This is a genomic window from Shewanella sp. HL-SH5 (assembly GCF_051163755.1).
GTDB classification, from domain to species: Bacteria; Pseudomonadota; Gammaproteobacteria; order Enterobacterales; family Shewanellaceae; genus Shewanella; species Shewanella glacialimarina.
Genome location: NZ_CP195038.1, coordinates 791,848 through 816,397, shown reverse-complemented (window position 1 = coordinate 816,397; position 24,550 = coordinate 791,848). Strand labels below are relative to the sequence as shown.

Genomic DNA, 24,550 nt, shown 5'->3' with positions numbered 1-24,550 from the left:
AAGCAGCATTCTCGTCCAATAAAAAACCTAACTCGCTAAGTTAGGTTTTTATTTATCTAGCACCTGCGCATACAAGATGTAATAGCTGCAGCCCCTGAGAAAAAGTATAGAAATAGCTAATTCATTACTGAGCTACAGATACTAATAACCATGTCCAACACATCAAAGTATTTTTAGACTTTAAACATACTCACTGATTTATGCAGACCAGCTGCGCGAATACGCAAATCCTCTGATGCTGCAGCATTCTCTTCTGAAGCATGCGAAGACTCATCAGCTATGTCACGAATAACCACCACGTTTTTATTAACCTCAGCAGCCACCATGCTTTGCTCCTCAATTGCGGCAGCGATTTGAGTGCTCATGTCCATAATATTAGTCACATCTTCGTTAATTAAGCGTAGCAATGAACCCGCACTTGCAGCTTGGTCAGCACTTTCTGCACCTTGGCGCTGGCTAGTTTCCATTAACTGTACAATAGAGCGAGTCCGTGTTTGCAAGGTAGTAATAATACCGGCAATCTCCTCGGTAGACTCTTGGGTTCGCATCGCTAAACTTCTAACCTCATCTGCAACAACCGCAAAACCGCGACCTTGTTCCCCTGCTCTAGCAGCTTCAATTGCTGCATTAAGTGCCAGTAAGTTAGTTTGCTCTGCAATTCCTCGGATAACATCTAATACACTGCCAATAGTCTTACTGTCCTGCTCGAGCTCGCGAACCACTTTAGCTGAATCATTAAGCTGACTGGCAAGTAGTTGAATTTTTGCTATCGTTTCTTCTACACCAATTTGACCACTCTTTGCGTTATCGTGGGTTTGGCTGGCTTTTAATGCGGCTAATTCAGTGTTATTAGCAATTTCATCAATTGTGGCGCCCATTTCAGTAATGGCGGTTGCAACCATGTCAGTTTCATTCAGCTGCCTTAACACACCTTCTGATGCTAAAGAGGCATTATTAGATAGCTCCTGGCAGGAAGTATTCATTGCATCAACAGCTTCATTGACTTGCTCAATCAAACTTTGAAATGCTCCCACCATACTATTAAAATGAGTCGCAATTCGTGATAACTCATCATCCCCTGAGTCATCACAACGCAGGGTTAAATCTTTAGATTGCTCAATACTGGCAATTACGCGGGTAATATTTTCAACGGGGGTAATAATGCTGCGAATAATATAATAAGTGGATATCGACAAAGCCAGGGTAATCAATAAGAAAATACTGCCGCCTAAATATATGCCATTTTCTTCTGCTTGATTAATTTCAGCTAAAGTTTGTTCTTTTAACGCTTTACTATCGTCATCGGTTTTATAAATAGCATCGCGTAACACCTTCATTTTACCGTCAACTTCAGTCAAGCCAAATTCTTGCTCTTTACTCACTAAGGCCTGAAAGTCAGCCTGATATTGGTCAATACTCGCCTGTAACTCATCTTTGGTTCCAGAGGCTAAATACGAACTATTTACCGCTTGCTTAAACTGACTAATATAAGATTTAAACGAGTCTATATATTTAGGATCGCGGCGCAACATGAAATCTTTTTCATTACGGCGAAGTTGTAACATGATAACAAGTAATCCATTTTCTTCATTGCTGCTTAAGATAGATTCCACATTATGAACAGCTTCTCTTAGCTGACCATACAGACCTGTTTTAGGGGTTAAGCCTATTTCTTTTTGCAGCACCACAACATCGTTAAATGTCGATTTATAAGTCTGGACACTGTCTTTTAAGCCATTTAAAGCCGAAAGTGGGATATTGCGAGCATTTAGCACTTCTTCAACACGCTCAAACAATACATTTAGGTCTGCGAAATTCTGTTGATGTTTTTCAAGATATACGACATCCAATCTGTCTAAAAAATCTTTTTCTTCTTTTCTCAGTTGATAAATTTCTTTTTCAATTTCCATTACACTGGTTGTTGCCAATGCCAGCTGCTGTTGTACGTTGATGGAATATTGTTGTAATGCAAACATAGCAACAAGTGCCGAGATCGATACGGCTGCACTCAACAGAAGCTTAGATCGGATTAACATAGCGCATCCTTTTTTCATTTTAATAGTTAATATATAGTCGTTATTATGTAAGTAAGCTAATAAATAAACTAAAAATTAAGCCAAAAATTAAGCCAAAAATTAAGCCAAAAATTAAGCTAAATATTCTTTACAAAAAAATTACCATTCAATTATTATCGGCATATGACATTAAACCTAAATGCTTTTATCGACATTTACAGCCAAAAAATCATAAAAAAAGGCCTTCCGAAGAAGACCTTAATTCATCACTATTATGCTAAAAGCCCAATGCTTGCACAAATACTAAGCTTATTTTTCCATTTGGTGGCAATCAGTACATTCTTTCATTGTCAGTTCAGGGCTGTGCATTTCCATGTCTATTTCATGCGCATCACCAATAGCATGACAATCAGCACAAACAGCTAAGGTTGCTTCATTTTCAGTATGCATAGCAACGTCGATACTTTCATGACACTCAACACAGTCAACTGCAGCAGCTGAACCAGCAAAAAATAGTGCAGCAAATAAAATTGAATATTTCATATATACTCCTAAGTCATTTAGGCGCAGATCAGTATTATGCGTTCCAAAGCTCAACATTTACTGCACGCGTTTAATAAGTGTATTAACCACTATTTTAGTTTATATTTCAAAAAAGATTATCAAAAATGCTAACAACATCAAATTTTAAGCGTTATTTTTACAATCTGAATCAACTTTAGCAAAGCTATAGGTTTCTGCACGATTTTCAACCAAAAAAATTACCACCAAGCTATTTACCACTTGGATATCTAAATCGTAAATTAATGGATGGAGTCCACTTCTTCTTGTGTTAAGTAGCGCCAATCTCCGGGCACTAACTCTGGGTCTAGTTCAATTTGGCCAACACACTCACGGTGTAAATTAACCACTTTATTACCAACTGCGGCAAACATGCGTTTAACTTGATGATATTTGCCTTCGCTAATTGTCAAGCGCACCTGTTGTGGGGTAATAAGCTCTAAAATAGCAGGTTTAGTTAACCCATCCTCATTACGCAGTGCAATACCACTGGCAAAAACAGCCACTAAATCTTCAGTAATGGGATCAGCTAATTCGACTAAATAACGCTTACCACAATCTTTTTTAGGTGAGGTTATTTTATGAGACCACTGACCATCACTAGTGATCAATACTAAACCTGTGGTGTCAGCATCTAGCCTTCCAGCAATGTGCAAGGTATCGATTTTTTCGATATCCATTAGGCTCAACACCGAAGGATAAACTTCATCAATAGTCGAACAAATAGTGTCCACTGGCTTGTGCAACATGATATATCGTTCACCTACCACAGAAATCACTTGGCCATCTAAACAAACCACTGTTTTTTCTGTCACTTGAAATCCCGAATCTTTTATAATGACACCATCACAGGTAACATCACTTCGGTGAAGTGCTTTTTTCGCCATAGTACGGGTCAGTTCGGTACTCTCACAAATAAATTTGTCTAAACGCACAATCAATACTCACTGCTTTAATTTGTTCATATTATGCGGTCTTAAGTTAAAAATAGAAATAACAGCCGAGTAAATCGTACTTTTCGTTACACCTAGTCACAAAAAACCACACTAAAACCCCCAGAGAACGCTTGTATTATTAGCCGACAACCCCTTAACATAGCTGTCACAACAATAAGTCAGCAGTCAATTCAAAGAAATACTTTGGCACTCAAAACCTGACAAGATAAAAACAAAATTACCAGCCTCCATTGAAGGGCATATTTAACGCAAGGGAAACAACATGAAAAAATTGGTTATTGGAGGACTTTGTGCCTCGCTTATCGCTGGCCTGTCAGCTTGTAGTGATAATACTCAAGCAACAGCTGATTCGGCAGCAAAAACTGAAGTCACTAAAACAGCAACCGCAGCAGCTGTTGAAAAAGCACTGACTTCAGGTGTTAGCTTTGACAATATGGACAAAAATATTCGTCCACAGGATGACTTTTACTTATATGTTAATGGCGGCTGGATGAACACAGCTGAAATCCCAGGCGATCGCACTAACATTGGTGCTTTTTACGACTTACGTGAAAATGCCCGTGACGACGTTAAAGTCATTATTGAAGATTTAAGTGCTACGCCGAATTTAGCAGATGGCACCGATGAGCAAAAAGTAGCGGACTTATATCGCTCATTTATGGATGTTGCGACCTTAAACAAGTTAGGTATTGCACCAATTCAAGCTGATTTAGATAAAATTGCAGCACTAAAAGACAAGAATGAATTAACTGCATTTTTTGGTGAGAATCAAGCTAACGGCGGCGGAACGCCATTAGCTTTCTACGTTGAAATAGATGCCAAAAACTCTAGCCGTTATGCGACTCATATTTGGCAATATGGCTTAAGCCTGCCAGAAAAAGATTACTATTTTAACCAGGAAGAGCGCTTTGTTAATATTCGTAAAGCCTATGTTGAACATATCGAAAGAATGTACGACCTAGCAGGCTTACCAAATGCTAAAGCAAACGCAGAAGCTGTTCTTGCGCTAGAAACCAAAATTGCTGAAAAGCATTGGGATGTCGTTGAAACTCGCGATAGCACTAAAACTTACAACCTTTATCAAGTAGCAGACTTAGATGAACTAGCGCCGGACATTAACTGGCAAGGTTACTTGGCAGCATTAGGCGGGGATAAGCAAACTGATATTATTATCAACCAACCTAGCTATATCCAAGGGTTAAATGAAGTCATTAAGAACAATGACCTTGATGCATGGAAAAATTATCTCACGTGGATGACCCTAACCCACAATGCAAGCAACTTATCAGAAGCGGTAGACAACGAAAATTTTGCTTTTTTCTCTAAAACCTTAAATGGTCAGGCAGAGCAAGAACCACGTTGGAAGCGTGGTGTCACTACAGTAAGTGATACCCTAGGTGAAGTCGTCGGTAAAGTATATGTTAAACGCCACTTTGCTCCAGAAGCGAAAACACGGATGGAACAGCTTGTTGAAAACCTTCGTGGCGCTTATGGCTCGAGCATCGATTCGCTAGATTGGATGAGCGCTGACACTAAAGTCGCGGCAAAAGACAAGTTAGCTAAATTTAACCCTAAGATTGGTTATCCAAATAAGTGGGATGACTATACTAAACTGACGATTAAAGCGGATGATTTATTAGGTAATGCTAAACGCGCTGCAATTTTTGAACATAACAAAAATTTAGCTAAGCTAGGCCAACCAATAGATAAAGACGAGTGGCACATGACGCCGCAAACTGTTAATGCTTACTACAACCCAACCATGAACGAAATTGTGTTCCCTGCTGCAATTTTACAACCACCATTCTTCAACTTAGAAGCTGATGATGCGGTTAACTACGGTGGTATTGGCGCGGTTATCGGTCACGAAATGGGCCATGGGTTTGATGACCAAGGTGCTAAGTTTGATGGTGAAGGTAACATGCGTGACTGGTGGACTGAAGCTGATCTAAAAGCATTTGAAGCTAAAGGTAATGCCCTTATTACCCAATATAGCGGTTATAAAGTATTTGACGATTTGAACGTCAATGGTGAATTAACCTTAGGCGAGAACATTGGTGATTTATCAGGTGTGACCATTGCTTATAAAGCTTACAAAATGTCACTCAATGGTCAAGAAGCACCAGTGATTGATGGCCTAACAGGCGATCAACGTTTCTTTATGGGCTTTAGCCAAATCTGGCGTGTGAAAATGAAAGAAGAAGCCATGCGAAACCGCGTAGCAACTGATCCACATTCTCCAGGCCATTTCCGTGCACTAGGCGCGTTATCTAACATGCCTGAGTTTTATACCACTTATGACGTGAAAGAAGGTGACAAGATGTACCTTGCACCAGAAAGCCGCGTAAAAATCTGGTAAGCATAATCTAATATTAAAGGGCGCCATTAGGCGCCCTTTTTGTTAACCTTTCTTAATCTAAATATCTGTCTTTATTCAGGATTGATTCAGCTTCAGTAAGTTACAGTGTCCCCAAGCTAATCGCTTGGAGAATTTACATTGAATAAACTTTTTCGTACTCTTTTTATTTTTTTAGTGCTACTGAGCACCCGCCAAGTTACCGCCCAGTCACTTGCGCCTGTAAATCAACAAGATGACAAAGTCCCTTACGGATTAAATCTCGGTACTCACAATGCGCTTGATATTTTATATTCAATCCCTGACTTTCAAGCATACCAGCCTATGCAACAATCAGCAGACTTGATTGATTTAATGACACAAGCAGATCTGGCTCAAACTGAGTTAGGCCAGCTTTTGTCGGTTATCAGTCAACAGAATAAAACAACCATGTTGCTACCTGCGGCCAAAAGCTATCAGCGGGCGTTACAAAAAGTAACTCATAAGTTTGAAGGCGATGCCCGTTTAATTACCGATTTAGCCCGAGGAAGCATAGTGGCTAATAATGTTGATGACTTAATGGCAAGCTACAAAATGTTAGCTGAAAACAGCGAAGTGGTACAAATTAAAAACCGCTTTGCCAACCCAAAGGCATCAGGTTATCGCGATTTAAATGTTCTGCTGAAACTGCCACAAAGCCAAATGATTGTTGAAGTGCAGTTACACCTACAAACCATTGCCAATATAAAAAGTGGTCAGGATCATAAACACTACGAACAAATTCAGCAAATAGAAGCCATCGCCAGCATAGAACATCGTCCATTGAATGAATTTGAAATACAGCAAATAACCCGAATTCGTCAACAATCCCATAAGCAATACCATAAAGCTTGGCTGGTGTATAAACGTCAAGCTATCACTACCGATTATCCACAAGCAGCCTAACCAGCCATTAATTCCACCCACCCTTTTGCGCTCACATGAGCGCATTTTTTTTATCTGAATCAGCCATTATCTCTGCTATAATCCCGCCCAATATCGCATTGACCGCTATCGCGACTAAAGGAACATCCAATGCAAGACATTATTGACCATTTACAAGAACTCAGTGAAACCGTTCCAGTTCCTTTTGAATTACCTACTTTTGAGCAACTAGTCGAAGTTGAAGAACAAATATTAATTGGGCTTCCAGGGGATTTAAAAGAGTATTTACTGTATGCCAGTGACGTTATTTATGGCACTTATGAGCCAGTTACTGCCACAGATCCCTACTCGCACACGTATTTGCCAGAAGTAGCCAGTTACGCATGGTCTATTGGATTACCAAGAGAGCAAATCCCCATTTGCCAAATAGGTGACAGCTTTTACTGCATTGAAGAAAACGGTCAAGTGCAATTTTGGAAAAACGGTCGCTTTAGTGATGCACGATGGGAATCATTGTGGGACTGGATTGAAGATATTTGGCTTGGACTATAACATCCATTTTCACATTCACACATCAGCTTATTTAGGAAATATTATGTCAAAACCTTCTGGCTTAAACGCCATTGAAATGCAGTGTTTACGCCAATCATTTGGTTTAACAGTTGAGCAGGTCGCACTCATCACTAAAACGACTTCTGAAGCGGTTATCGCATGGGAAGCCGGTGAAGCTGAGGCGCCAATACCTGCTCAAAAGAAGCTATTAGAAATTGATGACATCATTGAAATGCAAGTGCTCAATACCACTGATGGCATTGAAGAGTTATTTAAAAAAGAGCCTAAACGCCGTTTAGCGTTTGTGGTATATCCAACCCAAGCACTTTATACCCAATATAACCCTGAATTTTTAAGCTCATTACCAGTAACAGAGTTGTATAACACTGCGGCATGGCGAATTAAAAAAGAATGTAAGCTGGTACTTGAAGTTGATGTGAGCCTTATAGCGCTGGATGCAGAAGCATACAAAACCTATCGCGCAGATAGCGGCATGAGTGAAAGCCGTGAAAGCAGAGCTAAATGGGCTGCAACTCAGCTATAGTGATTGGCTATAACATAACAAACAACAAGGAAGCTTAATGCTTCCTTTTTTAATGACTATAAAATAATAGCTTAAACAGTTTGAGGCTAATCCACTAAACAAAAAAGCCACATAACCCAAAGGAAATGTGGCTTTTATTATCTTATTACTTTGTGACTAGAAGTTCATTGTAACTTTAGTGTAGAAGTAGCGACCCATTGGATTATGAACCGAAATAACATAACCATATAAGTCTGAGTCACCATCACCAATAGCGAATGATGGTGATTCATCAAATACGTTATTAACACCTACTGATAACTTAACCGTATCATTGAAGCGGTATGAACCTGACATATCGACCAATAATTGTGACTCAACTGCACGAGAGGTATTATCTTCAAAATCAAGCACACCGTCAAAATCGATATCAGGTGTATCTTCAAACTCACCAATATAGCTGAAGTTAACGTTAGCAGCAAAGTCATCCATACGCCAATTAGTCGTCGCTAACCAACGGTGCTGAGGAAACTTATACTCTCCAGTATAATCGAGGTTGTCTTTTTCAAAGTTATGTAAATAACTGTATTCAAGACCAAACTTCAGATCACCATAACCATCAAGCTCTAAACCATAGTGTGATGACACATCCACACCCTGTACTTCTTGAGAGGTCAAATTAACAAAGCTAGAATGAATAATGCTGATAGGGCCTAATGTTTGGCCATTCTGAGGCGTTAAACGCTCACAAACCGTGCTATTTTGCTGACCACAATTCGCGGTATAAATATCACCCAGCGGTTGCTTATCTATTTTGTTATCTTGAGTGATGCTAAAAACATCAAATCCAACATCGAACTGCTGACTTGGTGCCCAAATCATCCCCAGGTTCCATGTTTCAGATTCTTCAGCCTCTAGCTCAGAGTTACCCGCAAATTCAGTGTTATAATCTAACGCAGTACAATCAACACCGTCTGCAGCACATCGATACGTATCAATAAAGAATGTACTTTCTCTTGATGGACCTAAACCAATTTGCGCTAACGATGGGGCACGGAAACCTGTGGACCAAGAACCGCGGGTAGTTAACTCGTCAGTAACACCCCATATGAATGCAACTTTAGGGTTGGTTGTTGAACCAAAGTCACTGTAGTTGTCATAACGACCTGCGACTTGTAATTCAAAGTCATCGGTAATCGGAATTGAAAATTCTACATAGGCAGCATATTGATCGCGAGCTGCTTGAGCTGATACCGCTTCAGTACCAAAAATTAAACCTCGCTGGAACTGCTCATCTGGCACGTCACTCACATCTTCTTCACGGTATTCAGCACCGGCCGCCATCATAATATCGCGATCAGCAATAGTGAATGCCTGCCCAGAAATGCTGGCATCATAAGACGTAATATTTGATACACCTTGTCTTACTAAACTGGTTGTGATGCGATCAATCACATCTTGAGAGTTAATCGTGCCACCAAATGGATTGTAATTACCGGCATCAATTTCAGTTTGTAAGTAATCTGTTCTTACCCAGCCCTGTGAACGGTCACCTGTTTGAGACGATTCGCTGCGACCTTTTTGAGCAGAGAACTCCCAGTCCCAATCATTTGTGATACCACGAAGTCCTGCAACCAGTCTCATAGAATCTGATTCTATATCCCAACGACGCGCACCGGCATCAACGGTACGATAACGACCGATATCAATGTCTTGTCCAAAAGGATTATTAGGGTGTGAACCCGGCACTGTTAAGCCGGCATCTTCATCTAATGGCGTTGGTGCTCCGCCCGCTTCCGAGGTGTTATGTTGCACTGCCAATTCAAGGAATGCTGTAAGATCATCACCTAAATTGTAATCGAACTGACCAATGGCGCCGACACGTTCAGCGCCAGGAATTGTTAAATTATATGGGCCATAGTCAAATACACAACTGCCACTTGCGGTAGCGCGATCTGCTGGACAGTCAGGGTCAATAGTTTTAACGCCATTAACATAAAAATATCCAGGAAAACCACGTGATGAACGGAAATCTTCACCGCCATAAGGCGATTGATTAGCAGTACCAAATTGGCCCATGTCTTCTGCAGATAATGTGCCGTTGGTAAAGTAATCTAGAATGATAGACGCGCTGCCTTTATCGGCCTTTACGCCCCACACTACGCTGGCTGTGGTTTCATCATAACCAGTACCATTGTCGTCGCCATAACCTAGGTTAACTTCAATCCCTTCAATATCTTTTCTTAATACAATGTTAACAACACCGGCGATAGCATCAGAGCCATAAATTGCTGAAGCACCGTCCTTTAAAATATCAATGCGTTCAATCGCTGATACCGGGATATTGTTAATATCAACAAACGAATTAGTAATTCCTTCAGCAAAAGCACTTGTACCGACACGACGACCATTAATTAATACTAATGTCGCATCTGGGCCTAAGCCACGTAAACTGATTGATGCACCGCCGTTTGCGGTAGAATCTTGACTGTTGCCACGGGTAGAGAATGCACCCGCACCATTGGCAGGCATACGCTCTAATAATTGCTGTAGGTTGTCAAAACCCATGTTAGCAATATCTTCTTTGTTAAGTGATTGTACTGGCGAAGGTCCTTCAATATCTGTCCGTTTGATACGAGAACCGGTAACTTCGATACGTTCAACTTTAGCTTCAGCTGATGCATCGGCGGCTTGAGCAACAAAGGCGATTGGGGCCAATGACAGTGATACAGCAATAGCGCACGCGCTGCGCAAAACGTTAGGTCTTTTCATGATCTTCCTTAAAATATTTTTTATTTTATATCCATGACTACTGCAAATTGCGGTAACAATATAATTACCTACGACTTGCTTGGATTATTATTTACATGTCCAAGTTAATTTAAAATTTAACAAAGTCAATACAATGCAGTAATGTAAATGTAACCAAACACTTAATCAAGAATAAAAAGCTAAAATAAATGAATTTAAATTCAAAAAATAAATATGACAGGCTGATACATAAATAAGATAAGTAACTAGAATTACCGACCTAGCCCTTGTCTAATCAAAGATAATGGTTATATTTTGCCGTTAATACGTTAACTGTTGAACAATATACTTAAATGGTTTTTATGCTAAATCAACAATTGGTTCCGATTTCCACACTCTCTAAAATCAAGATTTTGTTTAAAGCAACAGGTCCTGGTATTTTAATGGCTGCAGCAGCTATTGGCGCATCACATCTTGTAGCATCAACTCGTGCGGGGGCTGAATATGGTTGGCAGTTAGCCTGGTTAGTATTGGCGGTAAACCTGGTTAAATATCCCTTTTTTGCTGCTGGAGCGCGTTATACCGCAGCAACGGGAGAAAGCTTGCTAGAGGGTTATTTACGCCAGGGACGCGGTTATTTGTGGCTGTTTACTGGGCTCAATACTATTGCCGCCGTCGCAAGCACTGCGGGGGTATGTATGTTAACCGCAGCAATGCTGACTCAATTTATTCCACTCTCTATTGATGTATTAGCCTTAATAGTATTAATCACTTCATTGGTATTGTTAATTGTCGGCCATTATAAGTGGCTGGATAGCATCACAAAAATTATCATGTTTGTACTGACTATCAGCACATTAATTGCCGTGTCATTGGCTTTCTCCAATCAATGGGGTAAGCCGGTAATCACCTCTTCTGCTGATGCATGGCAATGGGCTAATGTAGGTTTTTTAGTGGCTATGATGGGCTGGATGCCTGCCCCTATTGAAGTCAGTGCATGGAACTCGCTGTGGTTATTAGAAAAGCAGAAGAGCCAAACGGTAACCCCCAAACAAGCCATTTTCGATTTCAATTTAGGCTACATCACCACCGCAATCCTCGCGCTGGTCTTTTTGGCATTAGGTGCATTAGTCATGCATGGCTCGGGGGAGCAGTTTTCAGACTCTGGGGCTCAGTTTGCCAATCAATTAATCACTTTATACAGTCAAGTCATGGGCGAGAACTCCCGCTACCTTATTGGCATTGTGGCGTTTTTATGTATTTTCAGTACCACTGTGACCGTGATTGATGGCTATAGCCGTACCCTCAATATGGGTTGGCAGCTACTCACTAAAGCGCAAGACTCGCCTAAAAGACTTAATATGATTATGTTGCTAATGAGCGCTTTAGGCTTAGGGTTAATTTTATTTTTTAAAGGTGCGCTGCTGCCTTTATTAGAGTTTGTGATGATTTTAGCTTTTATGACCACAGTGATATTTGCATGGCTTAATTTTCGTTTAATGACCAGTAAAACCTTAGCGTCGAAACACCGTTATGGTAAGGCAATGGTCGGCTTATCTTGGTTTGGGCTACTGTATTTAGTAGGCTTTGCGATAGTGTTTATTTATTGGTATGTCACCAAATGATCGCTTCACAGAAATGATTTTCGATAACACAAAAAGTTACCTTAGCTATTAAGCAGGTTAAAAATAAAATCCGCCAAACGGTAGCAGAGCAACTTATAGCACACGAATAATCTGACGAATTAAAGATTAATCGCTATAATATACTTCAGTCACGTGACCTAAACTATTTATGCGCAGCCGCGCCAGAGAACCTTATGATTAACAATGATATTCTTCGCCGTATTCGTTTTGTTTTTGATTACTCAAATGCAAAAATGATCAATATTTTCAGCCAAGCCAATGCCGAAATCACTTCAGATGAGATAATCGCGCTACTGAAAAAAGAGGAAGAAGAAGGTTATCAAGCTTGTAACGATAAATTAATGTGCCAGTTTTTAGATGGTTTGATCATCAAAAATCGTGGTTTAAAGCCTGACGCCGAAGTACCTACGCCCTTAAAGCAGCTAACCAACAACCTTATTTTTAAGAAACTACGGGTCGCATTAGAAATGCGCGAAGACGAAATCATTGCCGTACTAGCCTTAGCTGATTTTGCGATGTCTAAATCTGAATTAGGTGCATTGTTTCGCAACCCTGAACACAAAAACTATAAACCCTGTGGCGATCAAGTGTTGCGTAACTTCGTTAAAGGTTTGTCAATTAAACACCGCGGTAAATAAGATTAGGCTCAATAAAGCCTGTTATACCCTATCAATGCACAGCTAGCGGCTGTGCATTTTTGTTACTGGCGAGTAATTCAAACAACTGCTTCATAAAAAAAGTGTGAAATTCATCACTTAACAGACCACAATACATATTAGTCATGTTAATCTATCCTTTAACAAACCTATCAAACAACACACAAAAAAGGTTACCCATGGACGATACTAAACGCCCACTCTATCTTCCTTTTGCAGGTCCAGCCATTCTTGAATCTCCGCTGCTAAATAAAGGCACTGCCTTTACTGAAGATGAACGTATTTCATTTAACCTTGAAGGCTTGTTGCCTTGGGTAATTGAAACCATTGATGAACAGGTCGCACGCGCATATCAGCAGTTTACTAACTTCACTAACGACTTAGATAAACATATATACCTGCGTAATATTCAAGACACCAACGAAACGCTATTTTATTCATTGGTGCGCAACAACATCAGTGAAATGATGCCGATTATTTACACCCCAACGGTAGGATTAGCCTGCGAGCGCTTTTCAAAAAACTATCGCCGTAACCGAGGGTTATTTATCTCTTACGAGAACAAAGATCGCATCGACGACATTTTGAATAATTCGACTCGTCATAAAGTCAAAGTCATTGTTGTCACCGATGGTGAGCGTATTTTAGGTTTGGGCGACCAGGGCATTGGTGGTATGGGTATTCCTATTGGTAAGCTATCACTTTACACCAGCTGTGGTGGTATTAGCCCGGCTTACTGTCTGGCGGTTACGTTAGATGTAGGTACTGATAACCCGCAACTACTCGATGACCCCATGTACATGGGATGGCGCCATCAGCGTGTTGGCGGTGATGACTATAAAGAATTCGTAGAAGCCTTTATGCAAGCGGTTAACCGTCGCTGGCCAGATGCATTAATTCAGTTTGAAGACTTTGCCCAAAAAAATGCCATGCCTTTACTTGAGCGCTATAAAGACAAGTACTGTTGTTTTAATGATGATATTCAAGGCACGGCTGCGGTTACTGTCGGTTCATTGTTGGCAGCCAGTAAAGCCGCTAACACCACACTAAGCCAACAGCGCATTGTGTTTTTAGGTGCAGGCAGTGCTGGTTGTGGTATCGCTGAAGCTATTATTGCCCAAATGGTCTCCGAGGGTATCAGTGACGCGCAGGCTCGATCGCAAGTCTTTATGGTTGATCGCTGGGGCTTGTTACTCGACAACATGCCTAATCTATTACCTTTTCAAAGTAACTTGGCACAAAAAACAGCTTTGGTTGATCAATGGCACAACTACAGCGACAATGTCTCGTTGCTCAATGTAGTTAATAACGCTAAACCCACAGTGTTAATTGGCGTATCGGGTGCACCAGGACTATTTACTGAAGATGTGATTAAAGCCATGCACAGCCATTGCCCACGTCCAATAGTATTTCCATTATCTAACCCAACAAGTCGAGTCGAAGCGACCCCAAAAGATATTTTAAACTGGACATCAGGCCAGGCGCTTGTGGCAACAGGTAGCCCATTTGAACCAGTTGTGGTCAATGGTGAAACCTTTGAAATAGCCCAGTGTAATAACAGCTTTATTTTCCCAGGTATTGGTCTTGGGGTATTATCATGCGGCGCAACCCGTGTATCTGATGAAATGCTAATGGCCTCTAGCCGTGCACTGTCTGAATGTTCGCCATTGGGTACAATGGGTGAAGGTTCACTATTGCCTAAGCTTGAAGATATCCATAAAGTGAGTAAGTACATCGCTTTTGCAGTGGCTAAAGTCGCAATTGACCAAGGTTTAGCCCTACCTTGTACTGATGAGTTACTGCAACAAGCCATTGATAATAACTTTTGGCAACCAGAATATCGTCGTTATCGCCGTACTGCATTTTAATCTGTGCTTGAATAATGATGTAAAAAATCCCAGTAATGAATTACTGGGATTTTTATTTTAATCAAATAACTGATAAAAAATGCTTAATCTGCCATAACCTTTTTGAAGCTATTAAGCATCACTCTATCGGTTCGGGCTTTTTTCAGCTTGCGTAAACATTCTTTTAACGACTGCTCAGCTAAACGGCCAAAAATACCATCGTATTCGTTATTGTTCATCTCTTCTTCTGTGTCATTGCTGTCGGCAATCTCTTGCGCAACACGACTCAGCTGCATCCAAGCATTAGCAATATAAAAACCATGAAACTCAGCCTGCGAAATAAGCTTTTGAGCACTGGCAGGCAATTTGTCCCAGGCATTGTTAAACGCTTGTGCTTTATCAGCAAACAACTCTTCAAACAGGCCGTCATAGGCTTCAATTAAGCTGTCAGGTAGTTGATCCATTGGTAGCACTTTATTGGCTACATTATAAGATACCTTTTTCGCGGTATCTCTATAGGTTTGTTCAACCATGATTACACCTTATATTCATCAATATTAGAATTTAAATTAGAGTTATAATTTGAGTTAGCGTTTGAATTTAGATTAAAAACGTCCACTAATAAACACACCGTAAGTGCCATTATAAGCCAGTGGCACCACGCTAATATTTTCATAAGGATCAGTAAAATACCAACCCGCTACAATGCCAATGGCCGCCCCCGCAAGCACATCTTCAACATGATGCTTGTCGCTGGCAACACGAGTATAAGCAACGTATGACGCAACCACATAGGACGGTACGCCATATTCCCAACCATAACGTTGATTTATAAACGTTGCAGCAGCAAATGTGTCCGCTGAATGCCCAGAGGGAAATGAGTCATCACCACTGCCGTCAGGTCTTTGCTTATCAACGCCTAACTTGAGTGCTTCAACCACTAAGCGGCTTGAAATACCTGACTTAGCTAATTGCCAAGCGCCTTGATAATCATCTTCTATCATTAATGTCGAAGCTAATGCTACTGCAGGTAAAGCAAGATGTAATACATCACCAGAGGTTTCCAGATCACCTTCAGCTTGGCTAGGTAAAGACATAACCAATAGCAATATCGACAGCATTACAGGTCTAATGGTACTTATCTTCATCTTTACTCACTTATAAATGACAACAACGATAACCGCGACGTTATACGCTGCAAGCCCTCATAATGCAAATACTGTTACCGTTTAAAATAACAAGTCGCACTTCTGTTATATATTTGTTATTTATATCTATAATCGGCTATAATTCAAACATTGCAGGAACAATAAACATCAAGTTTTTATTGTTACATCAAACAAAAATAAGTGGCCTGTTATCTTGAAAAAATATCGCGAGAACATCCTTAGCATTTCAATTTTGCTAACAACACTACTTTTATTATCTCCAGCATGGGCTGAGTATTATGATAATGCTCGGGCAGATGAAATCTATCAAAAGTTTGAGCAAGTAGATTATAAAGATCAAAAAGAAGCCGATGCACTGCTAAAAGAATATAAACAAATTATCGCTGCTGACGATGATGTACGTCAAAAACTGTTTATCCGCCAAAATTGCTGGGGCCAACCATCAGAAACCAATGAGCAACTAGCCAAAGCTATTGAGTATGCTCAACAGCAATTACTGATCTATTCAGACCCATACCCTTCTGAAATTCACACAGACTTACTGCTATGCTTGGGTTATTACAAAAATTATGCAGGACAAACCGAAGGCGCATTTGCTGATATATCATCCGCCGTTAGCAGCGCATATGAGCTAGAAAACCCAAGACTAATCGCTGACGGACGCAGTATTCGCGGCTCAATGATGTCATACCAAGGTAACTACAACGCAGCCTTAGAAGATTTAATTACCGCACAACACCTTTATGAAAAGCTGAATCTAACCTATTGGGCGAATGAAACCTTAAATGAAATAGCCACCAGTTATCGCCGTTTTGGTGATTCAGAAACCGCACTTAAATATCAAATAAAATTAGAGAAAATGTACATAGAGTCTGGCCAGCTTATGGAGGCTGACACCATTAATGTGCAAATCGCATTTTCATTAGAAGCACTGGGGAAAATTAATGAGTCCACTGAACGCTTTTATCGATCGTTAAAGTACTGGCAATCAAAAAAAGATAAGGTCGCCATTGCAGGCACCAAAGTTAATATTGCTGGCAACCTTATTTTACAAGGTCAAATAGATAAAGCGCTCATTTTACTTAAAGAAGCAGAACCTGATGTTCCGTTAGAATATGAGGGCCCACATAGTTTTATGTGCTTGTATTTTGCTCAAGCTTACTTAGTAAAAAATGAGTTAGATAAAGCGATTGAATACAGCAAAAAAGCCTCCATTGACTTTACCCGTGGTGCAAATAAACGTGGTGAAACTCAAAATCTGCGCTTATTAAGTGATATTTATCTCGCCAAAGGTGACATAGCAAATGCGCACAAGGCATTAAGTGATTTTGTTGATATGCACTTAATCTTAGACAAACAAATCATGTCCGATAAAAACGCTGAAATGCAAACCAGGTTTAATACCGACAAAGTACAAAATGAAAATGAGTTATTACTTAAAGCGGCTAGCGACAAAGAATTGCAGCTGCAAATAATGCAGCGTAACGAGTCAATGCAAATTGTGATCATTATCTTAGTGGCCATCATCTTAATTATCGTTTCAGTATTTGCTTACAAGCAGGTTAAACGTAAGCAGACCTATCAAACCCTTGCGTTAACGGATGAGTTAACCGGACTATCTAACCGCCGAGATACCTATCATCAAGGTGAGCTTTTTATCAAGCAAGCAAAACAAAGTGGCAAACCTTTTTCTGTAATCTCGTTTGATGCAGACCATTTTAAGCAAGTGAACGATACCTTAGGTCATGAAGTTGGCGACAAAGTATTAGTCAAGCTAGCAGCCTTAACCATGGGCATGATGCGAGAAAACGATGTTGTTGGTCGTGTCGGCGGTGAAGAGTTTTTAGTCTTATTGCCTAACATCTCACACACTATCGCACTGGAAATTGCCCAACGTTTAATAGACTGTATTGCTAATTATGAGTGGAGCCAAATATCACCAGAATTACATCAAACGGTTAGTGCGGGAGTGACGAGTTTAACCAATGAAGCCGAACTGTCTCCATTGTTACTGAAAGCTGATCATGCACTGTATAGTGCCAAAGCTGATGGTAGAAATTGCGTTAGAAGCGCTTAAAACCTATTGATTTTATTATATTTAAGATAAGTAGACTGAGTTGAATAATGATTTAATCCAACGGGAAAGTTTACTACTTTTAGTTATGCCGCACAGAAAGTGCTTACAAAGTGCAAGCAGCTTAAAAAACTGTATTAAGGGTTTGGTTAATTATTCACGGTAAATAACTTTGGCTCATTAGGGTGCAAGTCAGTTTCAAACCACTTTTGATACAAAGCTGTATATTCTGGCGTTTGCATAAATTGACTTAATGCCTGATGCCATTGTTGGATAAGCGCTGGTGATGTGCCGTCAGAAAAGGCTAAATATATCGCTAAATCTTTAATTTTATATGCCATTCTTACATCAGACTTACGCTTGCCAATTTGATTAAGTGTATACGGCACACCAAAATCAGCCTGGCACAAAAAACGAACCCTAGACAGCACTAGTTGTTTGACGCTTTGATCAGGATAATTTGCCACAGCTAATTGACTTACATGCGAGTCTTTAAGTGTCTGCTGACAATCACCTTCACGGTATACCCCTATGTCCCCTTGATTAGTTAGGTCACTCAAATTATCTAACTTGATAGGGTCATCCTTAAGTACAAAAATCCCCATACTTCCTTCAGCAATTGGCCCAATAAATGAAAATCGACTTTCTCGTTGATGATTCTTGGCCATGGCAATTAATAAAACATTTTTTTGAGATTGACCTAGCAAATTAGCCCGTGCCCAAGGTAAAAAGACTATCGGATCTGTTCTAGATAATTGTAACTGCAGCACTTGAATTAACTCAATAACGTAACCCGTAGGTTGATCATTAACACGATAACTCATCGGTGCCCAATCTTCTGCGACGATCATCAAGGGCTCAGCGGCAATTGATTGTTCACACTTAATGCAAACTAAAGCCGCTAATAACACATAAAAAAGTTGCTTCAATGCTAACCCCCACTCTTTTATACAATATCTTACACATAATAATAAGACCGAATTTTCCCAATGAAAAAATCTATAGTCCATTACAGATAGCGTATAATCAACGGCAAGATTACTCACACCTAATGATTTACCATGGCCGAATCGACTGCGCTACTCAATACTGACATGCCCAATACTGTACTAAGTGTAAACCAACTTGCCGAGCTTGCCCGAGAAATTAAGCAATGGGGTAAAAATTTAGGTTTTGCACATATTGGTATCGCAGATGTTGACCTATCAGCACACGAAGCTGATTTGCAAGCATGGTTAGATAAAGGTTACCACGGTGATATGGGTTATATGGCTAACCACGGCATGATGCGTGCAAGGCCAGCAGAACTTCATCCTGGTTGTATTAGAGTGATTAGTGCACGCATGGATTACCTGCCACCTGATGCCGGGTTTGCCAGTAACTTAACTGACCCTAATTTAGCTTATATCTCACGTTATGCCGGTGGCCGTGACTACCATAAACTCATGCGACAACGGCTAAAACAGCTTGGCGAAAAAATAGCATCACACTGTCAAAGTCTTGCGTTTAATAACACCGACTTTCGCCCTTTTGTCGACTCTGCGCCCATTTTAGAAAGACCTCTAGCTGAAAAAGCAGGCTTAGGCTGGACAGGCAAACACTCGCTAATTTTACATCCAGACGCAGGCAGCTGGTTTTTTCTCGGCGAATTATTAATTAACTTGCCCCTGCCAACTGATGTCCCTATTAAAGACGGCTGTAATACCTGTGTGGCCTGTATCAAGTCTTGCCCAACAGATGCGATTGTCGCCCCTTATGTTGTTGACGCCAGGCGCTGTATATCCTATCTCACCATAGAATTACAAACTGCTATTCCGGAAGAGTTTAGACCCTTAATTGGCAATCGAATTTATGGTTGCGACGACTGCCAGCTAGTATGCCCGGTCAATGCCAAAGCCCCACTCACCCAGGAAACCGACTTTCATACCCGGGCAAAACTAATACAACCTGACTTACTGAGTTTGTTTGCCTGGTCAGAAAGTGCATTTTTGTCAAACACCGAAGGCAGTGCTATCCGCCGCATCGGCCACAAACGCTGGCTACGCAACATAGCCGTCGCCCTAGGTAACGCTCCCGCAAGCGATGATATTATTGCCGCACTGACTCAAAAAGCTCAAACAGATGAAGTAGATGCATTAGTCATTGAACATATTGAATGGGCCATTAATCAGCAGCAAGTAAAGCTAGCGGAACAAGCGCTCGCCATAATAGAACCGCTAAGCCGCAAAACCCAACGGGTTATTCGCAGTGTTCAAAAAGGGCTGCCAAGAGATGCCTAGTTTCAGCGAGTGTGTGAGTATAGTTTTACTAGCAGTAATGAAATAATCATGCACTACTCGGCTAATTCCAAACTCAGCTAACTCCAAACTTGCTCTTCCCAATCTTACCAGCTCCCCTATAAAGCCAACTTAAGTGCGCGTTACCCAACAAAGCGCATAAAAGCTAAACTCGTAATTTTCATACTACTTTTCTTGTGGGCGAACAGATTATTGTTGCCTTTGTGTAAATAAATTACACAGGCGTCTGGACGTCTAGAAGTTTATTATGCTAACCTGCTACCAAGTAATCGAATTGATTTCATCGGTAAGTTGAGTAAGTTTCATGTGGAGTGAGCAATGATAGAACTTAGACACCTTCGCACCTTAATGGCGTTAAAGGAAAGTGGCAGTTTAGCGGGTGCAGCTAAGAAACGTTTTGTAACCCAATCGGCTCTTTCTCACCAAATTAAAGAATTAGAAACCCGCATTAATTCATCTATTTTTGTTCGTAAAAGTAAACCGCTCACCTTCACCCACGAAGGTGCCCGTTTACTTAACCTTGCTGAAGAAATTTTGCCAAAGGTCATTGCGACAGAATCTGATTTAAAGCGTGGATTAGAAGGTGAAAATCAACAACTCAAATTAGGCATTGAATGCCACAGTTGCTTTAGATGGTTAATGCCTGTTATTGAAGCATTTAAGCAACACGCACCCGATGCACAGATTGATATTTCAAGCCGTCATCTTTTCGATTCCCTTAATGCGCTTGAAACTGGCGGATTAGACATAGTACTCACTTCTGATCCTGTACCTGGACATACTTTGGCGTATCAGCACTTGTTTGATTTTGAGGTTAAATTAGTGGTTGCCAATAATAATCCATTGGCTAAGCAAGCTTTTATTAGCCCTGTACATTTAGCCAAACAGACATTATTGACATACCCTGTGCCGCTGACCCGTTTAGATATTTATAAGCACTTTTTAGAGCCAGCCGGGATAGAAATTGGCGAACAAAAACAATGTGATTTAACCTCAATGTTATTACAAAGAGTAGCCTGTAATGATGGGGTTGCGGCGCTGCCTACATGGTCAATTAAAGAAAGCCAGGGCTTAAGCTTAACCTCATTACCATTAGGAGCTGAAGGCTTAAAACGACCATTGTTTGGAGCCTATAGACGTGATGCCACCAATGCTAACTTAATCCAGAAATGGTTAGAATTAGTGGCACAGGAAGGGTTGGCCCTGCAAAGATCGAGTCTAACTCAGGCCTAACACTTCAAAGGTTTAGCATTACTCAGGTCTGGCGCTATAGGGGATTTATCAACAAACCTCTTTTCGACAAGACTCTACGTAAAAGAAGCCCTGCTGAGTCAGGGTTTTTAGTTTGTTGTAAGTTATGCGCAATCATAAACTCAATACGCAAATCATCATCTAGACCTAAAGATTCAAAGGCTTCAATTGAAAGTGTTTGCTGATGGTTGTCAAGTAACGACTTAATAACCCGCAGTGATACGGGGGTTTCTTGCTCGCTGTTCAAGTAAGCAAAAGCGGTTAAGGCGATAACCTGGCCAAACACACTAAACAGTGCCAAGGTTTGCATTTCATCGGCGTCAATTTTTAGGCCGCTACCCTTTTCGGTTTCTTGACGTAAAAGCGAAATAGAATCAACCGCAATTAACTCGTTCAATTTCCAATAGCCATGGATCAACTTTTTATAAGGCTCGGCAAGACCATCTAAACGTTCTTTTAGATAGAACGAAAATGCATAACGATAAATGTTAACCTGACCAAGACGAATTAGCGCATCTTTAATGCTGCGATTCTTAGTTGATATAAGCCCTGCCGTTTGCGCGGTATTACTGCGCATAAGTAAGTGTCCTGCTAATGCGGGATCATCTGACACAATATCAATCACAACTCTGATATCAGCTTCGTTAATTAGCGCTTTTTTTAGCGGAATAAGAATGCCGCGACGGCCAATGACTTGATCTTCATTACCAATAATTGCCCTAACTTGAGTTAACACTCTTTGCTCAAGATCCGTCATACCCCATTGTCACCTTATTATTAAATCGAAATTTGTATTTAGGCTGTTAGCAAAACCATAGCATAAAAAAGCCAACAAGAAACTTGTTGGCTTGATAAAGTATAGTCACTTTGTGATTTAAACCAATAGCATTTAAGCCAGTTTGATTTAAATCAGCAAGATTTAAAAACGATATCCTGCGGTTAAACGTAAGTTACGCCCATCGCCTGGATAAAAGCCACTTCCCCATGCCGAATAGTAACCTGCGCTGACATACTCTTCATCAAGTAGATTGTCAGCCCGTAGGCTTGCAGACCATTGCTGGTAACTATAATTAATTGCAATATTGGTCAGTACATAACTCCCTAATTTAGGGTCAACGTTAGCATTGTCACCTTCAATAAAGCGCTCGCCTGTGTAAACACCTTCAGCAAATACTTGCCAATGATTAGCAAAATCATAACTCACATAACCGCGGCCATTGTGTTTGGCCACCCAGGATAAAGCCTTACCTGCATTCTCGCCTTCAGTAAACTCGGCATCAATATAGTCATATGCAACACCAAGCATTAATGCAGGACTAAGCTGAATATCATAATCAGTACTGACACCATATCGACGCGATGCATCGGCATTAATGTTAGCGCCATTAAAAGCACCACCGACTGGTTTTTCAGCACTGGGATCCCAAACAATTTCATCTTCTAAATCAAGTTGAAACAGATTAATTTGTAGATTATGAATATCGTATGCATAGTCCCAACCCGCTTCAAATGATCGCCCTAGCTGCGGCTTTAAGCCCACTGTACCTGGTGAGGTATAAGCCTGCTCGTCCACTTTAGCAAAACGGAAGTTATCATCAGCACGCACATACAAACGATGTTCAGTATTAGGGCGATAATTTAAGCCCAGTTCAAATGCATGTGCATCCTGGTCTAAATCAATGCCATTAGGATAAATATTCCCATCAACCAGGTCATCCTCAGCTTCTGCATAACGACCGCCAACCACATAGGATAATGAAGTTGTCAGTGGCACAGAGGCCTGAATATAAGCGCTGCTTTGGGTTTGTTGATTACTTCTACCAAAGCTAAATATCGACTCACCTAAATTGTAATCAATACCGGTAATGATATTTAGTTCGCCACTTTCGACTTGATACTTAGCAACCGCTTTGGGTGAAATAGACAATAAAGTACGTTCATTACGGCCTGAACTGCCCCATTGCTGGCTGGTATTATTACTGTCGGTATAGCTGGCATCGGCACCTAACGTCCAGGTATCAGTAACTTGATTGTGATACCCCGTGCGCAGTGCTGTCGTCATGCCATGAATATAATCGCCTTTATTCCAAGGGTTAGATTGGCGTGGATTTTCTTCAAGTTGCTCTTTGGTTAACGAACCTGGTGTTTGACGATCATTATCAAAGTAGTTTGCTTCAATATAAAAATCTTCTTCAAGGGTTTTATATTGTAAACGGCCTAATATTGAGCTGGTTTCATTGGCATTATCATCACGATAATTGTCCGACTCGTTATACTGACCCGCTAAGTAATATTGCCAAGCATCATTAATTGCCCCAGCAACATCACCCTTAGCCTCTAAAGTATCAAAACTGCCCGCAGACAGAGCTAAGCTACCACCATTGCTAGTAGGCGCTTTAGTGATAATGTTAATCACGCCACCCACAGCTTGATCGCCGTATAACACCCCTGAACTGCCAGATAATATTTCTACGCGCTCAATTTGATTAAGCGAAATGGCGCTGACGTTAGGTGAGGCAATATCGATATTATTAAGACGACGTCCATCGACCAAAATAAGGGTATTATTTGCCGCTTGTGAGGCGGTAAATCCACGCATAGAAAAAACCAGGCCAGTATTGTTATTGGAAACCTGAATACCACTATGACCACGCAATAAATCACCCAAATTGGTGGCGCCGCTCATTTGAATTTCAGCGGCATCAATGACATTAACGTTAGCTGCAATGTTAAGTGGTGTTTCTGCACGGCGGCCAATAATCACCATGCTCTCTTCTTGCTGCACGATATCATTAGTTTGAGGGTCAGCTTGAGCGATAGATTGAATTTCATTTGCAGATAGACACAAAGAAAGACTCGAAAGTCCCAGAATAGCGCTTAATGATAAGGCTAGTTTTGTTGGATTAGTACCCATTTACCTTTAACTCCTGAAAGGGAAAATGGGGCAATTACGTCGCAATAAAACGCTTTCAACATCGAATGAATAAATCGAA

General features: G+C 40.7%; 19 protein-coding genes. 10 read left to right on the top strand and 9 right to left on the bottom strand.

Features of this window, described 5'->3' with window-relative positions:
* Positions 1-173: 173 nt before the first annotated feature.
* The 3 genes from ACRWQM_RS03410 to rsuA all read right to left on the bottom strand — a co-directional run bounded on the left by ACRWQM_RS03410 (position 174) and on the right by rsuA (position 3,511).
* Positions 174-2,036: a methyl-accepting chemotaxis protein gene (locus ACRWQM_RS03410; protein WP_434931278.1), complete on the bottom strand. Its 1,863-nt coding sequence runs from the start codon at positions 2,034-2,036 to the stop codon at positions 174-176.
* Positions 2,037-2,324: 288 nt separating this feature from the next.
* The gene (locus ACRWQM_RS03405; RefSeq protein ID WP_226413640.1) at positions 2,325-2,558 is read right to left on the bottom strand and encodes a cytochrome c3 family protein; all 234 of its coding nucleotides are present in this window, start codon (positions 2,556-2,558) and stop codon (positions 2,325-2,327) included.
* 260 nt (positions 2,559-2,818) lie between these two features.
* The gene (gene rsuA, locus ACRWQM_RS03400; protein ID WP_434929124.1) at positions 2,819-3,511 is read right to left on the bottom strand and encodes a 16S rRNA pseudouridine(516) synthase RsuA; all 693 of its coding nucleotides are present in this window, start codon (positions 3,509-3,511) and stop codon (positions 2,819-2,821) included.
* Between the two features lie 283 nt (positions 3,512-3,794).
* Here rsuA and ACRWQM_RS03395 point away from each other — a divergent pair, with 283 nt between their 5' ends.
* The 4 genes from ACRWQM_RS03395 to ACRWQM_RS03380 all read left to right on the top strand — a co-directional run bounded on the left by ACRWQM_RS03395 (position 3,795) and on the right by ACRWQM_RS03380 (position 7,887).
* Entirely contained in the window at positions 3,795-5,891 is a 2,097-nt protein-coding gene (locus ACRWQM_RS03395; RefSeq protein WP_434931277.1) for a M13 family metallopeptidase, read from the top strand.
* Positions 5,892-6,029: 138 nt separating this feature from the next.
* Entirely contained in the window at positions 6,030-6,812 is a 783-nt protein-coding gene (locus ACRWQM_RS03390; RefSeq protein ID WP_434931276.1) for a RelA/SpoT domain-containing protein, read from the top strand.
* 129 nt (positions 6,813-6,941) lie between these two features.
* Positions 6,942-7,343: an SMI1/KNR4 family protein gene (locus tag ACRWQM_RS03385; RefSeq protein WP_226413636.1), complete on the top strand. Its 402-nt coding sequence runs from the start codon at positions 6,942-6,944 to the stop codon at positions 7,341-7,343.
* A gap of 43 nt (positions 7,344-7,386) precedes the next feature.
* A complete protein-coding gene (locus ACRWQM_RS03380) occupies positions 7,387-7,887 on the top strand; it encodes a DUF4447 family protein (protein ID WP_434931275.1) in 501 nt (166 codons plus the stop codon).
* Between the two features lie 156 nt (positions 7,888-8,043).
* Here the strand turns inward: ACRWQM_RS03380 and ACRWQM_RS03375 are convergent, their stop codons facing one another.
* A complete protein-coding gene (locus tag ACRWQM_RS03375; RefSeq protein ID WP_434931274.1) occupies positions 8,044-10,638 on the bottom strand; it encodes a TonB-dependent receptor in 2,595 nt (864 codons plus the stop codon).
* A gap of 341 nt (positions 10,639-10,979) precedes the next feature.
* Between ACRWQM_RS03375 and ACRWQM_RS03370 the strand changes: the two genes are divergently transcribed.
* From ACRWQM_RS03370 to ACRWQM_RS03360, 3 genes are all read left to right on the top strand, one after another.
* Positions 10,980-12,242 carry an Nramp family divalent metal transporter gene (locus tag ACRWQM_RS03370; RefSeq protein ID WP_434927020.1) on the top strand — a complete coding sequence of 421 codons (1,263 nt, stop codon included), beginning with the start codon at positions 10,980-10,982 and terminating at the stop codon, positions 12,240-12,242.
* Positions 12,243-12,436: 194 nt separating this feature from the next.
* Positions 12,437-12,901 carry a DUF1456 family protein gene (locus ACRWQM_RS03365; protein ID WP_226413628.1) on the top strand — a complete coding sequence of 155 codons (465 nt, stop codon included), beginning with the start codon at positions 12,437-12,439 and terminating at the stop codon, positions 12,899-12,901.
* 197 nt (positions 12,902-13,098) lie between these two features.
* Positions 13,099-14,787, top strand: a complete 1,689-nt coding sequence (locus ACRWQM_RS03360; protein ID WP_434931273.1) for an NAD-dependent malic enzyme — start codon at positions 13,099-13,101, stop codon at positions 14,785-14,787.
* Positions 14,788-14,870: 83 nt separating this feature from the next.
* On the opposite strand, the gene ACRWQM_RS03355 is transcribed toward ACRWQM_RS03360, so the two are convergent.
* Together ACRWQM_RS03355 and ACRWQM_RS03350 are read right to left on the bottom strand one after the other, a co-directional pair.
* Entirely contained in the window at positions 14,871-15,299 is a 429-nt protein-coding gene (locus tag ACRWQM_RS03355) for a DUF3069 domain-containing protein (protein WP_226413624.1), read from the bottom strand.
* 72 nt (positions 15,300-15,371) lie between these two features.
* A complete protein-coding gene (locus ACRWQM_RS03350) occupies positions 15,372-15,914 on the bottom strand; it encodes a phosphatase PAP2 family protein (RefSeq protein ID WP_434931272.1) in 543 nt (180 codons plus the stop codon).
* A gap of 253 nt (positions 15,915-16,167) precedes the next feature.
* Between ACRWQM_RS03350 and ACRWQM_RS03345 the strand changes: the two genes are divergently transcribed.
* Entirely contained in the window at positions 16,168-18,012 is a 1,845-nt protein-coding gene (locus ACRWQM_RS03345; RefSeq protein ID WP_434931271.1) for a diguanylate cyclase, read from the top strand.
* Between the two features lie 146 nt (positions 18,013-18,158).
* Here the strand turns inward: ACRWQM_RS03345 and ACRWQM_RS03340 are convergent, their stop codons facing one another.
* Complete coding sequence (locus ACRWQM_RS03340; RefSeq protein WP_434931270.1) at positions 18,159-18,938, bottom strand: substrate-binding periplasmic protein; 780 nt, start codon at positions 18,936-18,938, stop codon at positions 18,159-18,161.
* A gap of 165 nt (positions 18,939-19,103) precedes the next feature.
* Between ACRWQM_RS03340 and queG the strand changes: the two genes are divergently transcribed.
* Together queG and ACRWQM_RS03330 are read left to right on the top strand one after the other, a co-directional pair.
* Positions 19,104-20,288, top strand: a complete 1,185-nt coding sequence (queG, locus tag ACRWQM_RS03335; RefSeq protein ID WP_434931968.1) for a tRNA epoxyqueuosine(34) reductase QueG — start codon at positions 19,104-19,106, stop codon at positions 20,286-20,288.
* A 336-nt stretch (positions 20,289-20,624) separates the two neighbouring features.
* Entirely contained in the window at positions 20,625-21,539 is a 915-nt protein-coding gene (locus ACRWQM_RS03330; RefSeq protein WP_434927024.1) for a LysR family transcriptional regulator, read from the top strand.
* A gap of 34 nt (positions 21,540-21,573) precedes the next feature.
* On the opposite strand, the gene ACRWQM_RS03325 is transcribed toward ACRWQM_RS03330, so the two are convergent.
* Positions 21,574-22,314: an HDOD domain-containing protein gene (locus ACRWQM_RS03325; protein WP_434927025.1), complete on the bottom strand. Its 741-nt coding sequence runs from the start codon at positions 22,312-22,314 to the stop codon at positions 21,574-21,576.
* Between the two features lie 162 nt (positions 22,315-22,476).
* Positions 22,477-24,471 carry a TonB-dependent receptor family protein gene (locus ACRWQM_RS03320; RefSeq protein ID WP_434931269.1) on the bottom strand — a complete coding sequence of 665 codons (1,995 nt, stop codon included), beginning with the start codon at positions 24,469-24,471 and terminating at the stop codon, positions 22,477-22,479.
* Between the last annotated feature and the right edge of the window lie 79 nt (positions 24,472-24,550).

Coding starts and splice junctions, on each gene's coding strand:
- ACRWQM_RS03410 (WP_434931278.1), bottom strand. CDS start 2,036: ATGTTAATCCGATCTAAGCTTCTGTTGAGTGCAGCCGTATCGATCTCG.
- ACRWQM_RS03405 (WP_226413640.1), bottom strand. CDS start 2,558: ATGAAATATTCAATTTTATTTGCTGCACTATTTTTTGCTGGTTCAGCT.
- ACRWQM_RS03395 (WP_434931277.1), top strand. CDS start 3,795: ATGAAAAAATTGGTTATTGGAGGACTTTGTGCCTCGCTTATCGCTGGC.
- ACRWQM_RS03385 (WP_226413636.1), top strand. CDS start 6,942: ATGCAAGACATTATTGACCATTTACAAGAACTCAGTGAAACCGTTCCA.
- ACRWQM_RS03380 (WP_434931275.1), top strand. CDS start 7,387: ATGTCAAAACCTTCTGGCTTAAACGCCATTGAAATGCAGTGTTTACGC.
- ACRWQM_RS03375 (WP_434931274.1), bottom strand. CDS start 10,638: ATGAAAAGACCTAACGTTTTGCGCAGCGCGTGCGCTATTGCTGTATCA.
- ACRWQM_RS03370 (WP_434927020.1), top strand. CDS start 10,980: ATGCTAAATCAACAATTGGTTCCGATTTCCACACTCTCTAAAATCAAG.
- ACRWQM_RS03365 (WP_226413628.1), top strand. CDS start 12,437: ATGATTAACAATGATATTCTTCGCCGTATTCGTTTTGTTTTTGATTAC.
- ACRWQM_RS03360 (WP_434931273.1), top strand. CDS start 13,099: ATGGACGATACTAAACGCCCACTCTATCTTCCTTTTGCAGGTCCAGCC.
- ACRWQM_RS03355 (WP_226413624.1), bottom strand. CDS start 15,299: ATGGTTGAACAAACCTATAGAGATACCGCGAAAAAGGTATCTTATAAT.
- ACRWQM_RS03350 (WP_434931272.1), bottom strand. CDS start 15,914: ATGAAGATAAGTACCATTAGACCTGTAATGCTGTCGATATTGCTATTG.
- queG (WP_434931968.1), top strand. CDS start 19,104: ATGCCCAATACTGTACTAAGTGTAAACCAACTTGCCGAGCTTGCCCGA.
- ACRWQM_RS03330 (WP_434927024.1), top strand. CDS start 20,625: ATGATAGAACTTAGACACCTTCGCACCTTAATGGCGTTAAAGGAAAGT.
- ACRWQM_RS03325 (WP_434927025.1), bottom strand. CDS start 22,314: ATGACGGATCTTGAGCAAAGAGTGTTAACTCAAGTTAGGGCAATTATT.
- ACRWQM_RS03320 (WP_434931269.1), bottom strand. CDS start 24,471: ATGGGTACTAATCCAACAAAACTAGCCTTATCATTAAGCGCTATTCTG.